Below are 15,337 nucleotides of genomic sequence, written 5' to 3'. Positions count from 1 at the left end.
TTTATGTTGTACCACCATACTGGTTTCTCAACCATTCTTCCAAAGCAAGACTCATATCTTTAATTTGGTTGGAATTAACAGAAATATTCAAATCCTGGCTCCACCTAATCAGTGCTGCAAGTATTGATTCTCTACCTTTAACCAGTTTGCGAGACACCGTAGGCTGACTCATCTGCAACTGTTGCACGATCTGCTGCTGAGTCAGTCCCTGTTCGTAGTAAAGCTTAAGTACTTCTTGGGATTGTACATCTAGGCTATGTAAAGCTTTTAACAATACACCAGACATCTGAGATATTTGGTTTTGTCGATTTTGGACATCCTCTTCGGCTATCATATCAGCCATTAGTGAGTCAGAGGATGGGTCTGGCAAATCAAATGTTATTGTCGTATCATCATTTTGCTTGAAAGCATTTAGAGATTTCACAGATGGAAATAGATAAGCACGCACGTAAAGAGCTGTCTGGGTTAACCACTGTTCAATTGTTTGAGCGTTGCGTTGCTCAGTCGTTTGAGTGATTTGGCTTTGGCGTTGGTGGTTGTATAGGTTGGCAATAGCTTCCCAAAGTTGACGATTCGGTTCTGGTAACTGGCTGTTACCTCCTGGTTGGTTTTGGATGTACAATTCCTTGAAACAAGTCCAAGCTAAACGATATTGAGCGATCGCACTTTGTGATAATCCAGCTTCACCAAGAGCTTCACTCAGCAGCTTTTTGCTCACTTTGCGTAATAATGCCCAATTGGTGCAAATATCAGCTTCCTTACGTTGACGTAAAATATCTTTCAGCCGACTGGACATTGCCATGATGGCATAAGCTTTTAAGCTAGAAGATTTTTCTGGGTTAAAGTCTTTAAGAATTGTTTCGACTTCTGCGATCGCCATTTGGAAATAATCAGCAAGCATGTACTGGCTAAAATTAAATTTAGCAACTGTTTTTGCAGCAACCCAATAACATGGTTCTTGTAAATAAGCTAACAAATGCATTCTAGCAAGGTTGTTAAAGCCAGAGTGCCATTGGTTGTACCAGTAAAGCGCCCAGAAGTTTTCTGATTTAAATGCTGATGACGAATGCTCTAAGTGATTTTGCATATTTCTATACAGCTTGGCATCAGTCAACCATTTGCTGAATCTGCCTCTTTCCAACTGCACGAATGTTGAGAACATATCCGTAATTTCTTGGCGAGGACGCATAAGCAATTTAAAATATAGGCGTTGCTGGTGTATTTTATGACAAAACTTACGCAACTGTCACAAGCAATGGCGCAGTGTAACCGCGCCGCGCGCCAAACAACTATACGATAAATATGGGAACAGCCGGACGTTTTAGTTGCTGAACTAAATAATTTGATAACAATCCATGTTTCATTTGATAGATTGTTTGATTAGTATATCGCGCTAAATCTTTGAGCCTAAGCCAAACTAAAATAGCGCAGGCAATATGATTTCTTTGAATACGTTCTTTACGGCATTGACATAATTCAATGCCAATCAATTGTTTTAATTCTCTGTGAAACTCCACAACCTTCCATCGAACTTTACACACTTTTTGTACATCATCAACCTACAGGATTAATTTTATGCATCCTCAGCTCATTTTCTCATGATTTGATGAATACTTAATACAGCCGATTACTGTTACTAATTTCATCAATTTCCTTTGGATATACCACTTTAGTATAGTATATTTGTACTATATAAATGCGATCGCACTGTGTCAGTTGCGTAAGTCATGACTGATTTGATGACAGTCTAGTTGCAGTATTGCTTTGTGACATTCAAACTTTACCATCAATAACTAATTTTCATTTTGGGTTCGCTGGAGAATATTCTCCAAAAAGCCAACGTAGAGGAGTGGAATTTCTAATTTCCAATATCTGTTCAATATCAAACTCTACTATACGCTGCGCCCCAACAAACTCACTTAATCTTTCTACATCCCAAATCACCTTTGCTTTTCCAGTTAATTGCAACGTGTGACCTTGTGCAAAATCTATAAACAATAAACCTGCATTGGGATTTACAATCAAGTTACCGAAGGTCTGAAACATATTATTACCAGAGTAATCGGGAAACACAAGCTTATTACTATTCACAACTTGCACAAATCCCGGAAGTCCTCCTCTGTGGGAAGTATCAGCCCCACTTTCTGGATGATAACTAGCGATAAAAAAGGTATCAGCTTGGGTTATCCAAAGTTGATTTGTCTCGCTCAAAGCATCTGTGATAAAAGTTTCAGGTTGTTCTAGTGAATCAATTACAGTTTTTTCAATGTGACGTATCTGAATATATTTAGGACAGTTAAAAAATACCTGCTGAATTTGTACTTTTATGTTCTTGTGATTTATTTCTGCTTTGCCATTTAAGCGCAAACGCCTGCGGTTTGTCAAATCAATTATTAATAGCCCAATATCATTGTTAGTTTGCAGATTTTGATGTGATGGGTCGGTTTGTATGGGAATAGCATTAATCTGTATAGCTTGCGTGTTTAAAACCTCTACAAAACCAGATTCCCCTGTTAACAAAGATGCCCAAACTCTGCTGTTTATATCTACTGTGCTAGCAATTGCTAATTGTTGCGTATGCAGAAATTCTTGAGCAGATGGTTTGATTGTACTACTAATAAGATTACACAGACGTTGCGCCTCTTCTTGCACTCCCGCCTGAGTTTGAACGGCAATTTCTCCAGAATGGAAAGACATTGGATTAATTCGTAATTCAGAAATGACATTGTATAATATTTATACTATTCGTTCTTATTACTTTACTCCAGAGACTAATAAGTTTTTGCAGAAAGCATAACCCCGTCGCCATTAGGTGTCATTAGTCAGCGATGCACTGAGTTTCAACACTTCGACAGGCTACGTGTAGCGTCTGTAGAGAAGTCGAGATTCAACTACCGCTAGCCGAAGTGTGGTGAGTAACAAAAACAACTGACCACTGATATCATGTCCGGATAATCACTTACGATTAAACTCCAATCTGAAGCCACCAATGAAAACCAGTTAACCCACGAATTAAATCTTGCTGTTGAAGTAAAGACTGACAGCGATGAAATAAAATATTCTCCAAATCATTGAGTGAGTTAAACGATTGATTAGCGATTGGTTCGTCCACCAAAGTCCACAACCTTTCTGCCGGCTGTAACTCAGGTGAGTGAGAAGGCAAAAATGTTAAATGTAGTCCTTCAGGAATCTGTAAATTTTTACTGGTATGCCAGCCAGCACGGTCAACAGCTAATAAAATGTGTTTATTTTTACCTAATCCAAATTCACGAGCAAAATCAGCCAAAACCTGATTAAACAATTCTGTGTTCACGTAAGGCAGAATCCACCAATAGCTCTCTCCTGTTTTGGGATGTACAAAAGCATACAACCATAACCATTTAAACCGCCAATGGACATCAGCAATTGGTGTTTCTCCTTCAGGTACATACACTCGTCGCAAAATCGGTTTGAGTCCTAAACGATGTTCATCTTCACACCACAACTGAACTTCTGCATCTGGATAGATAGTTTGGAGTTGTTTTACTTGTGTCGCTAGTTTTTTTTCCAGGCTTCTTGCTCAAAATGATCGCTTTTAGTGTGAGACGGGCGAGGTACTCTGAGTCTAAAAGTCATCTGCCGTAATATCTCCCATCCCCTCTGTCGGCTGATCTGATTTCCTGTGACTTCAGTTAGCCAGTCTGCTACCTTTCGACCGTTCCATAGCCCTCCATCTGGTGCTTTCTCTTGTAATGCCTGCCATAACTGTGCTTGTTGCATATCATCCACTACAGGCTGTTTACCTTGGTTTAACTGCCTGCGATCGCCTAAGTATCCCACTCCAAATTCGTTGTATCTTTTTACCAATCCGTATATCCATGTTTTGCTGTAGCCTGTTATTTCCTCTACTTCTTCCGTTTTTTTACCTTGTGCTACTAACCAAATAATCTGATACTGACGGCTTTCTATGCCATCTTTAGCTTGACGATAACGTTTTTCTAGCTCTTCAATACTTAAATGTTTGGCTACACTAATTCGTTTTGGCATGACTCATCTTTGCGCTCCCTGCTTTTATCGTAAGCGATTATCCGGACATGATATGACCACTGACACGAAATCCCGTCCCTTCTAGTGGTTGAATGAGCTTAATTTTCTTTCTCTTTTTTGTTTAAGTCCAAAAAAGCTATTTTTTGTGAAAGCTATTTTTTAAGTAAACGCTGGCGCATACGAGTTACAAAAATATTTACCTCTGGTATTTTCATCAGTGAAACGATCGCAGCAAACACTAAAATTCCAACAAAACCAGATACGCACAATTGCAAAAATTGAATTAGTAAACCTTGTGTACCTAGCAACTGCTGACAACCAACCAAAGTGCCAAAGCTGGCTGCCCCAGCAACAATGCTACCAGCCATCAAACCCAAAATTGGTACACTCCACTCACGCCAAGGTAAGCCATTAAGTTTGCGATCAAGTAACCATAAAAGCATTATTATTGAACTACAATTAACACCTACCGTTGCTAAAACTAAACCGGGAGCGCCAAATGGTTGCACAAAAAACCAATCTAGGATGGCGTTGAGAAAAATATTAAAAGTACTAATACGAAAAGGTGTTTGTCCATCGCCTAAAGCATAAAATACCCGCACCAGGACATCACGCCCTAAGTAGGCAAACATGCCAATCCCATAAGCAATCAACAGCGAAGATACTAACTGTGTAGCTTCTTGCTTAAAAGCACCACGCTCATACACTACCTGGACAATTGGTACAGATAAAGCAACCATCAGCGCTCCTAAAGGTAGCATGGTGACAGCAGTGAGAAGTAATCCTTGGCGAATGCGTAACTTTAAGTCTGGCCAATTTTCTGGCTCAGACAACTTGGCAAACATGGGTAACAAAGGCAGCAAAATAATATTAGAAATAATACCTAAAGGAGTCTGCACTAATAGATTGGCATAGTTAAAACCAGCAGCAGCACCAGGAATCGGACTAGCAAAGTAAAGATCTGTGGCGACATTAATGGGCATCATTCCAGAAGAAATTGTGGCCGGAGTCATGATTCTAATTACTTCTTGAACGCCGGGAGATTTAAAATTAAATCGGAGGCGCAATGTACCAAGTCCCAAGCGCCACTGCACAATTAGCTGCACCAACCATTGGAGAATTGCTCCTGCTAAAGTTCCCCAAGCTAACACCATGCCACCGATGAAAGCGTATTCTGGTTTGATAATATCTTTACCTAGTTGTCCCGTTAAAATAGCAATACCTACGACAACAGTAATACTTGATAATAAAGGACTAATAGAAAGTAACCAATATTGATTAGCTGCATTGAGAGTACCAAAGCCGATGCCAATTAATCCGGCAAATAAAGCCATTGGAGCCATAATTCGCAGTTGTTGAATTGCGATCGCTCTAGTTGCTGGTTCTAAACCATGTCCGACAATATCAACGATCGCATCTGCAAAGAAAATTTGAGCGAATGTCACCACTAGCAACAATCCACCCACCAGCGTTGTCACCGTTTCTACTAAAGCAGCAGATTCTTGGTGCTTGCGCTTGGCTAAAACGCTAACGATTGCACTGTGTAATGGCCCATTCACACCGCCTAATAAGATTAATAAAAATCCCGGAATAATATAGGCATAACTATAAGCAGTAGCAGCAGCACCAACGCCGAAAGCAGCCGCGATCGCTTGCTGCCTGACTAAACCAAATACTTTACTAATTAATGTGGCTGCGGCAACAATGCCAGCAATCCCAGCAAACGAACGAGAGGGTTTTGGATTTTCTTGTGTCACAAATGTATAGTAGGGAACAGAGAACAGGGGAGGCAGGGGAGGCAGAGGGGCAGGGAGCAGGGAGAAAAGGAGAAAGAGGTAATTTTTCTTTATCCCCCTTGCACCCCGCACCCTGCCCCAATTCCTCTTCTCCATGCCCTATTAATCTTTATTAATCAAACTAGCGATCGCTTTAATCAATACTTCTGGATCTACAGGTTTGGATACATGTAGTTGAAATCCTGCTGCTAGCGCTTGCTGTTGATTAATTTCTCCAGCATAAGCTGTGAGGGCGATCGCTGGGAGAGTTCCTCCCTGTTGGGGCGATCGCTCTCTGACTTGACGAATTAACATATAACCGTCTACTTCTGGCATCCCAATATCACTGATCAAAATATCTGGTAGCCATTGCGACAGACGTTCAAGCGCTTCTTTAGCTGATGTTACAGTAGTTACTTCTACGCCATACTCTTGCAAAATAAAAGATACTAAATCTCGGATATCTGGTTCATCATCTACTACCAAAATTTTAGTGTGTTTTAAAAGCAGGGGATGAGGTGTAGGCAAGGGTTTATTATCCTCATTTTTTATTTGTTCACTTCTAACTAGAAGTGGCAACCTAACGGTGAAAGTAGCACCTAATCCTTCTCCTGGGCTTTGGGCTTTCACTGTTCCCCCATGTAGTTCTACTACTTGACGGACGATCGCCAATCCTAATCCTAGCCCACCAAATTTGCGAGTGGTTGTACTATCAGCCTGACGAAAATAATCGAATACGTAAGGCAAAAATGCTGCCGTAATTCCCTTACCTGTATCGCTGACTTGAATTTGAGCTTGTAAATCAACCTCAGCTAATTTAATTTCTACTTGTCCTCCAGGTGGTGTGAATTTGACTGCATTAGATAGCAAATTCCACACGACTTGTTGCAGACGATTGGGATCGCCCATAACTTGTCCCAATGCTGGATCAAGTGTCGTCTGAATTTTAATAGATTTGGCTTCTGCTGCAAGTCGCACTGTCTCTAATGCCCCTTGTACCACCATTGTTAAGCCTACTGGACAGACATTGAGGCTCAATTTTCCTTGCAGGATGCGGGATACATCTAATAAATCTTCAATTAATTGAGTTTGTAATTTAGCATTACGTTCAATAGTTTCCAGGGCGTTCTTAGTAGTTGCAGCATCAAATGTGCGAGAGCGTAGTAATTTTGACCAGCCCATAATGGGGTTGAGTGGGGTTCGCAGTTCATGGGAGAGAACCGCCAAAAACTCATCTTTAATGCGATTTGCGGCTTCTGCTTCTTGACGGGCAGCACGTTCTGCTTGGAACAGGCGATCGCGTTCTTTTTCGGTACGTTTACGTTCGGTAATATCTAATACGCAAGCAACTCCATTTTGTTGAGAGTCGTCCAGCAACGCTATTCCCAACGCAATTGACACTCGCTCCCCATTGCGATGGACATACTCTTTTTCGTAAATTTGAGAAACTCCAGTTGCTTGCGCTTCTTTGATGGCGCGATCGTCTAAATGCTGATACTCAACAGGAGTAAGTTCTCGCCAACTAATTTTACCCAAGGTTGTAAACTCATCACGAGTATAGCCCACTATTTGTAAGTAAGCGTCATTGGCATCAGTGATTAAGCCGTTTACATTCCAAAAAGCTACCCCTATAAGGTTAGATTCAAACAAGCGCCGAAATCGAGCTTCACTTTCGCGTAAGGACTGTTCAGCTTGTTTATGTTCTGTAATATCGCGTGATACAGTAATTACACCCTGAATTTGTCCAAAATTTTGTAAAGGAGTGAGGATATATTCATAAAAATGTACCTCATCTGTTGAGACATATTTATATTCATCCCTAATAGATTGCCCAGTCGCCATGACAATTTGGCGTTGATTATCTAGCCGATAGATGATGTCTGCGGATAAATCTAATTCTTGGACAGTTTTACCGATAATATCCTCAGGTTTGTAACCTAATGCAGCAGCCCCACCATGACTGACATACTGATAGCGACCAATGCGATCAAAAATAAAGATATGATCTACAGATGCCGAGAGGATGGCATTTAAGACATTTGCTTGTTCTTTAACTTGGGTTGTCAGCTGGCGATTACTATCTTCTGAGTATTTGTGGCTAGTAATATCCATACAAACCCCAATCATCCGTACTGCTTGGCCTTGCTCATCATAAATAAATTTTCCCTTAGCAAAAATCCAATGCACACTCTTATCTGGCCAAATAACACGAAATTCATCTGTGTACTCTGTCTTTTCTTCTAATGTGTGAGTGACAACTTGCATCACAGATTGGCTGTCTTCAGGATGAATGCAGTTAAGAAAAGCCTCATAATTACCAGCAAAACTGCCTGGAACCAAGCCAAATAACAGTTCATGAATTTCTGACCAGATTAATTTATTAGTACTAATATTCCAGTCCCAAAAGCCCATTTGGACTGCATCTAACGCTAAGCGTAGCCGTTCCTCACTTTCCCTTAGAGCAATTTCTACTTCCTGACATGTACCTTCTTCAAGATGCCACTCAATGTCATGCCCAGTAAATTGTACCTGAGGATTTTTATCTATATTTGTTAATTTTGCATTTAGTTCTGTTATTTGTTGCTCCAGTGCTACTTGCCTTAGTTGATACTGTATTTCTGATTTTTCTAGGTCAGTAATACGCTGTCGTAGAGCTGCTAATTCATCAAGTTCACAGTTAGTTTTATCAACGTCTGGCATTTGGAAAACAACTCACAATAAACAATACCAACTTGAATGGTATGCACCTCATAAATCTGATTGAGTATGAATTTTCTTAGAAAAAATTCAATCCCTCGTAAGGTACATAAAAGTTTTAGCCTCAAGGCAGATATTTACCATCATAGCGATCTGTAGAGACAGAACGCCATAAATCTAAACTTTTAGTGAACAACAAGATCCCCGACTTCTTTAAAGAAGTCGGGGATCTGAAATTTGTGTTTTTTATCTCTTTAGTCGCATGAAAGCTGCACCTATGAACAATCCCACAACCTGCGACCAGTAGAACATATTAGAAGAGTTTACGCCAGACGGGGGAATGTTTAAACTACCAATACCGTAAAATGATTGTTGCATAAACCACCAAAACAAATAAACAAAGGCTGGAACTTCGATAGGAATATATACAATTAATAGAGGTAAAATTGTGTCAATTTTGGTTTGAGAAAACTTCATAATATAAGCGCCTAAAATAGCTGCGATCGCTCCATTCGCACCTATTAATGGTACTGTCAGATTCGGATCAGCAATAATTTGTGTTACTCCAGTAATAATCCCAGCAGCTAGATAAAATCCTAAATAGCTTCTATGTCCCAGAATATTTTCTAAAGTTTTGCCAAAAACCCATAAAAAGAGCATATTTCCTAAAATTTGGCTAAAACTACCATGTAAAAACATTCCTAAAATTAGTGAAATCGAACGCCAAATCACAACTATCCAAGCTGCCGGATTGAAAAATAACGCATTTGTAATTGCCCCACTCATCTGGGCTGGAATCACTCCCCAATTATTGATGAAATAGCCTAATTCTCCACTAAATTCTAGTTTTAGTTCCCATAAAAATATGGCAATATTAATGCCAATCAGCCAATAATTAATAATTGGTTTACTATAACTGCGAATGCGATCACCAATAGGAATCATGATGAAAGATGAAGAATAAAAAAATGATGATTAAATTTTTTAACGTCCTAACGAAAACGGCTACGGCTGTAAATCATTTATTCGGGACGCTCTGCGTAGCTTGCTTTTCCGTAGGAGTACGAGAACCCCTTTAGAGAACAAGTCGCCTAGGTCGGGAACCTTGCCGTAGCGCTGTTTCACTGCGTCCTCAGTGTACTCTGCGGTTAGATTCTTTGTTACGTGTATGTAATTCCTGAGGATATTGCATACAACCAAGAAGCTTTATATCTTTATTTAACTGCTTTTAGCTTTTCCTTTTTGAGTAATTTCAGCATCAGGATTAGTAGTTTGAATTGGCTCTTCAGTACCTAATAAATGATGTATTTCATTTAATGAACTGTGTTGGGCTGTAGATTCTGTTGATGACTCGTTCACATACTCAATTAGATCTTGTACTTGGCAATCTAAAGCTTTACAAAATCTAACGATTCTTTCAATATGGTCTGTTCCGGTTCTACCGCTTTCCCAGTTTTGGATAGTGCTTTCAGTCACGCCCACAAGACGTGACAATTCAAGCTGGGTTAGCCCTGCTTTCTCACGAAGCAAAGCGATCCTTGGTTTTGGCTTGTGTTTCACAGCTATAGCACTTTTATCTATCTATAGTCGTAGATCCTAGCACCAAAAAAACCAGCGCCCAAAAAATCACTAAAAAACTTTTGATACACTCAATAAATTTGGTTAAATTGTTTTGTATACAATGTTTATTGCTAGTAATCAATCTTGACTGAAATTTCTTGACACGTAACTAAATAGATATGCTTGCTTGTAACTGAGTCTCTAGATTTGCACGTAACCATAAGTCTGCTATTGACCAAACCCAAAATTTATTTTGGATATCTGCAAAATCTGCTTGTTTATGGGTGACAATTGCATTTAGTTGCTGATGACTAACACAGACTAGCTCTACAGCAGATTCAAAATCATGCAGAGGTAGCGATCGCGCTTTGTAAAGGATAATCTGATCAACAACACAAATTTGAATTTTTTCTTGTAACCAATCAACTACAATTTCAGCAATTTTACTATTTTTTAAACGAGTAACATAAGCATAAATTTTTTCCCAGCCAATATCTGTTAAATATATCTGAATTGATGGATGTACTCTGTCCAATAGTTCTCTGACATCTTCTGCAAATTCATTGTGATTCATCAAAGCTTCTAGAATGAAATCAGCATCTATTAAAATCCTGATCACTTTAACTCCCCTTATGGACTAATAAATTTAGCTGGCAAGGTAGCCTCTGTATTTAAAATGGACATTGGATATCATTCACTACAATCTGAAGGAACAATATTTCGGATAAGATGCTAAATTCTTGAAACTAAGTAGAAGAATGCAAAAAATTTCATGTTTGTAGTGAGGGCTTTAGCCCTTTTCTTAGGACTAAAGTCCTTACTACGAGCTAAATTTAGATTAGTTAACATAGTTTAATTTATTCTCCCCGACTTACTTAATAAAGCAGTTTTTCAGCAACAGTTTTGTCCCGGTACACTTACTTGTGCTTTGGTCTTTAATTTTCATGCTCAAAAAGGTGCGGTATTCTACTGCACCTTTTTGAGGCAAGCCAACTTATTGCTCTATTATTCTCTAACTGCGTTATTTTTGAGGGGTCTGACCCCCTATTCGCCAGCTGTATCCTTAAAGAAGTCGGGGATATAAGCATCTAACCTAGGAATAATTTCTAAGTCCTCCTTGATTAACTAGCAAGTCATACTTGCTACCGATGACAAACAGAACATAAAACTGGTCAAATGAGATTGGTGTTACCCATGTCGGAGTAATGACAGACCGCGTTTTAATTCTTGGAGGACGGGGACGGATTGGTAGCAGTGTTGCTGAGGATTTAGCCACTCACACCCACGCACAAATTACGATTACTGGACGTTCCCCAGAAATAGGCAGGGATGTAAGCTTGTCTGGGGGAGAAAAAATCAAGTATTTGGTTTTAGACTTAGCAGAAATTGGTAAACTGCAAGAAGCGATCGCTAACTCTGATTTAGTCATTCATTGTGCAGGGCCATTTCATTACCGAGACGCTAACGTTCTCAAACTCTGCATAGAACAAGGCGTTAACTATCTAGATGTCAGCGACCACCGTTCTTATACCAACAAGGCTGTAAATTATCGTGAACAAGCCGCAGTTGCTGGGGTGACAGCAATTGTTAATACAGGGATTTTTCCTGGTATTTCTAATAGTATGGTACGTCAAGGTGTCGAGCAATTTGATCAAGCAGAAAAAATTCATCTCAGTTATTTAGTTTCTGGTTCTGGTGGTGCTGGTGTCACAGTTATGCGAACAACTTTTTTAGGATTGCAACATCCTTTTGTGGCATGGATAGATGAAAAGTGGCAAACAATCAAGCCTTACAGCGAAAGAGAAATAATTGAGTTTCCATGCCCCTATGGACGCAGTGGGGTTTACTGGTTTGATATGCCAGAAACCTTTACACTGCCCCACGCTTTCCCATCAATTAAAACTGTTATTACTAAATTTGGTTCTATTCCCGATTTTTACAATCACCTGACATGGATTGCAGCCCACATTTTTCCCAAACAATTAATGCAGCAGCATAGGGCAATTGAGTTTTTATCTTATGTCAGCCACTTTATGACAGATATCACTAATCGTTTTAGTGGTATTGGGGTAGCAGTACGTTCAGAAGTTACAGGGCTAAAAAATGGTGCAACAGCTGTTTATTGTTCAACTCTAGTCCATGAAAATACAGCGGTGGCTTCTGGTTGTGGAACGGGAAGTATTGCCCAATTACTGTTAGAAGGAAAACTCAAAAAACCAGGAGTTTGGCCAGTAGAAGAAGCACTATCAACAGATTTATTTGAATACGCAATGCAAAGCCGAAAAATTAAAATTCATCATCATTGGCTTTAGAAATACCTTGCGATTGGATCGCGGCTATACAGACTAGCCCCATGCTCTATGCCCCAAATTCTTAGTCTTCACTTTCCTGATACAAATCTTGTAACGCTTGCAATTGAGTTTTACGAGAAACTCGACGATATTTTTTACTTTCTAGCTTTGGTTCGTATTGACTTTGACCCTTGCCTTTAGATTTTAATTTCATGTTTGATTCTGGATCAGCTTGTTGGTGTAGCTGAGTTTGACGAGCGATCGCTTCGTCCAAAAATTCTAAATAATGTTGATAGCGTTCCCAATCTCCTCGCACTACACAATCGGGTTCGTCTCGATGCAGACAATCACTAAAGCGACAGCTACCAACCGCTAATCTTTCTTTAACTTCTGGAAAATAATAGACTAATTCTTCTGGGGTACAATCTAAGTCAGGCTGATTAAAACCAGGAGTATCTGCTAATAAACCACCGTGAGGCAATTCAAATAATTCTACATGGCGGGTGGTATGGCGACCACGAGCTAACTTACCAGAAACTTCTCCCACGCGCAGGTTAGCATGGGGAATCAACGTATTAATTAAGCTAGATTTACCCACACCGGAAGGCCCAGCAATGACAGTAATTTTATTGCTCAAATATTTAGCCGCTTGGTCAATATTGATCTGATTTTTGACACTAATAAACAGCGGTCGATAGCCCCAAGCAAGTAGGCGATCGCAAATTTGCTGTTGTACCTCTGGCGAAACCAAATCGCTTTTATTCAGACATAAAAGTACATCTAACTCAGTAGACTCAGCTTTCACTAAAAACCGACTCAATTGATAAGGTTCTAAAGGTGGTTCAGCAACAGCAAAAACCAGCAGGATTTGGTTAGTATTGGCGATTGGTGGGCGATCTAACTGAGTTTGACGCGGGAGAACATCAGCGATCGCCCCGCGTCTTCCAGACCAATCTGGCTCTTCTATGACCACGCGATCGCCCACCATCACTTGTTGGCCAATTTTTTTTAGGCGTGTTCTACGGGTACATAAAAGAAAACAAGCATTTATTTCTTTGTCGTCTACATCTAGTTGAACTTTGTAAAAATTTGCTTGTACAGCTAACACTGTACCTAGCAACTGCCCATCAGGAAAAACTTTCATGAGGTAATTACAGGATGGCGTACTAACAAAGAAAAATAGCCAACGCAATCTGTAATTTTTTCTACTTGATAACCTGCCATTGTCAAGCTATCAGGAACCTGCTCAATTGGTTCTCCAGCATCTAACCAGACTTCCAGTAAACCTCCGGGCGACATTTGCTCTAGACGTAGTTTTGTTCGGACAAAATTAATCGGGCAGGGAGTGCCACGCAAATCGAGTTGAGCATCAGGAGTTAATAAGGAAGAAGGTTGCATCACTTAAACAAATTTCCCAAGAATCCTTCTAGACCACCCTTACCAGTACGGTCTCCCTTAATTTTAGCCAGTTTTTCTAGCAACTCTCTTTCCTCTGGGATGATCTTAGTGGGAATATCAATTAACACTGTCAACATGTGATCCCCCCGACTCACAGGATTTCCCAAGCGAGGTACACCACGGTTTTCCAACTTCATTACCGTATTGGGTTGGGTTCCAGCGGGAATAATTAGCTCTACTGGCCCATCGACTGTATTTACTTCTAAACGGCAGCCTAAAATGGCTTGTAAGTAACTAACTTTGATTTCTGAAATAACGTTAATTCCATCTCGATGGAACTCTTCATCTTCATTCACAAACAAGTAAACGTACAAATCTCCAGGAGGGCCACTGCGTTGCCCTGCATCCCCTTCTTGTGAAATCCGCAAACGCGTACCATTATCAACACCTGCTGGAATAGTAATTTTGAGTTTTTTAGTTACTTGATTAGTGCCTTTACCATCACAAGCGTCACATTTATCTTCAATTACCATGCCTGTACCGTTACAAGTCGGACAAGTTGAAACTTGAGTGAAACTACCAAAAGGCGTTCTAGTGACACGGCGGACTTGACCTGAGCCAGTACAAGTTGCACAGGTACGGGGACGAGTTCCTGGTTTAGCACCAGATCCGCTACAAACTTCACAAGTTTCTAAATGTGAAATTCTAATTTCTTTTTCACCGCCAAATACCGCTTCTCGAAAGTCTAACTTCAAGTCTAAGCGTAGATCATCACCACGCACCGGGCCGCTGCGCCGTCTTTGCGTTTGACCACCTACACCACTACCAGCAAAGCCACTGAAAATGCTTTCAAAGATATCGGCAAAGCCGCCCATATCACCCATATCTTGGAAGCCTACGCCAGCACCACCTGAGACACCTGCTTCCCCAAAACGGTTATAACGCTCTCTGGTATCCGACTCAGAAAGGATTTCATAAGCGCGGTTAATTTCCTTAAAGCGTTCCTCCGCCCCCGGTTCCTTGTTCACATCTGGGTGATACTTCCGGGCTAAACGGCGGTAGGCTTGTTTGATTTCTTCTTTATCGGCATCACGAGAGACACCTAGAATTTCGTAGTAGTCGCTGGCCATATAGCAAAGGTAAAAGTTAAAAGGAAGAAAGCAGAAGTTAAGTCAATATATTGCCTGAGGTGTTCCCGAATACTGGTAAATACCCAGAGGCAGCTTAACAAAGACTAGGTAGTAAGGCAAAGTTAATTTTTATTAATAATTTATTTTACCTTTTACCTTTTACAAAAATCATTAACCAATTTTAGACAACAAGTGCTTGACTCGTGGAAGACGATAAAAGCAGAGGAAGCAGACGCTTGGATTTTTCACTGCCAAAAACCCTCTCCTTTACAATTGTGCTACGTAGAATGGAAAAACCCCGTTGATAAAACAGAGGGGCTAGCCGCACCAATAGGTGTGGAAAACCCCCCATACACATTTAATTACATTTGATTGCATCTGTATTGATACACTATATAGCCCACACCAGTTCGTTTTTACAATCTAGCAAACTGCTGGAGTATAAAACCATATTTATCAT

General features: G+C 40.2%; 11 protein-coding genes and 2 pseudogenes. 1 reads left to right on the top strand and 12 read right to left on the bottom strand.

Going from position 1 to position 15,337, the window contains the following annotated elements:
- Position 1: 1 nt before the first annotated feature.
- From QI031_RS28170 to QI031_RS28130, 9 genes and pseudogenes are all read right to left on the bottom strand, one after another.
- Positions 2–1,189, bottom strand: coding sequence for a sigma-70 family RNA polymerase sigma factor (locus tag QI031_RS28170; RefSeq protein WP_281482859.1), 1,188 nt, complete (start codon positions 1,187–1,189; stop codon positions 2–4).
- Between the two features lie 100 nt (positions 1,190–1,289).
- Positions 1,290–1,556, bottom strand: a pseudogene (locus QI031_RS28165) (IS701 family transposase); the annotation flags it as partial.
- 244 nt (positions 1,557–1,800) lie between these two features.
- Complete coding sequence (locus QI031_RS28160; RefSeq protein ID WP_281482857.1) at positions 1,801–2,697, bottom strand: pyridoxamine 5'-phosphate oxidase family protein; 897 nt, start codon at positions 2,695–2,697, stop codon at positions 1,801–1,803.
- Positions 2,698–2,965: 268 nt separating this feature from the next.
- Positions 2,966–4,026, bottom strand: a pseudogene (locus tag QI031_RS28155) (IS630 family transposase).
- A 152-nt stretch (positions 4,027–4,178) separates the two neighbouring features.
- On the bottom strand, positions 4,179–5,783 hold the full coding sequence (murJ, locus tag QI031_RS28150; RefSeq protein WP_281482856.1) for a murein biosynthesis integral membrane protein MurJ: 1,605 nt from the start codon (positions 5,781–5,783) through the stop codon (positions 4,179–4,181).
- A gap of 141 nt (positions 5,784–5,924) precedes the next feature.
- Positions 5,925–8,501, bottom strand: coding sequence for a PAS domain-containing hybrid sensor histidine kinase/response regulator (locus QI031_RS28145; RefSeq protein ID WP_281482855.1), 2,577 nt, complete (start codon positions 8,499–8,501; stop codon positions 5,925–5,927).
- Positions 8,502–8,744: 243 nt separating this feature from the next.
- On the bottom strand, positions 8,745–9,443 hold the full coding sequence (locus tag QI031_RS28140) for a rhomboid family intramembrane serine protease (RefSeq protein ID WP_281482854.1): 699 nt from the start codon (positions 9,441–9,443) through the stop codon (positions 8,745–8,747).
- A gap of 273 nt (positions 9,444–9,716) precedes the next feature.
- Positions 9,717–10,058: a helix-turn-helix transcriptional regulator gene (locus QI031_RS28135; RefSeq protein ID WP_281482853.1), complete on the bottom strand. Its 342-nt coding sequence runs from the start codon at positions 10,056–10,058 to the stop codon at positions 9,717–9,719.
- Positions 10,059–10,227: 169 nt separating this feature from the next.
- Positions 10,228–10,677, bottom strand: a complete 450-nt coding sequence (locus tag QI031_RS28130) for a PIN domain-containing protein (RefSeq protein WP_281482852.1) — start codon at positions 10,675–10,677, stop codon at positions 10,228–10,230.
- Between the two features lie 586 nt (positions 10,678–11,263).
- Here QI031_RS28130 and QI031_RS28125 point away from each other — a divergent pair.
- Positions 11,264–12,370, top strand: coding sequence for a saccharopine dehydrogenase family protein (locus QI031_RS28125; RefSeq protein ID WP_281482851.1), 1,107 nt, complete (start codon positions 11,264–11,266; stop codon positions 12,368–12,370).
- A gap of 61 nt (positions 12,371–12,431) precedes the next feature.
- Here QI031_RS28125 and rsgA read toward each other — a convergent pair whose 3' ends face one another.
- Genes rsgA through dnaJ form a run of 3 tightly spaced genes read right to left on the bottom strand, consistent with a single transcriptional unit; the run spans position 12,432 to position 14,877 of the window.
- On the bottom strand, positions 12,432–13,493 hold the full coding sequence (gene rsgA / locus QI031_RS28120) for a small ribosomal subunit biogenesis GTPase RsgA (RefSeq protein WP_281482850.1): 1,062 nt from the start codon (positions 13,491–13,493) through the stop codon (positions 12,432–12,434).
- Positions 13,490–13,747, bottom strand: a complete 258-nt coding sequence (locus QI031_RS28115; protein WP_281486145.1) for a sulfurtransferase TusA family protein — start codon at positions 13,745–13,747, stop codon at positions 13,490–13,492. The genes rsgA and QI031_RS28115 overlap by 4 nt, the downstream gene beginning before the upstream one ends.
- Complete coding sequence (gene dnaJ, locus QI031_RS28110) at positions 13,747–14,877, bottom strand: molecular chaperone DnaJ (RefSeq protein WP_281482849.1); 1,131 nt, start codon at positions 14,875–14,877, stop codon at positions 13,747–13,749. The genes QI031_RS28115 and dnaJ overlap by 1 nt, the downstream gene beginning before the upstream one ends.
- Positions 14,878–15,337: the final 460 nt, after the last annotated feature.

The sequence above is a fragment of the Halotia branconii CENA392 genome (assembly GCF_029953635.1).
Taxonomy (GTDB): domain Bacteria; phylum Cyanobacteriota; class Cyanobacteriia; order Cyanobacteriales; family Nostocaceae; genus Halotia; species Halotia branconii.
This window is presented reverse-complemented; position numbering and strand designations above follow the sequence as displayed.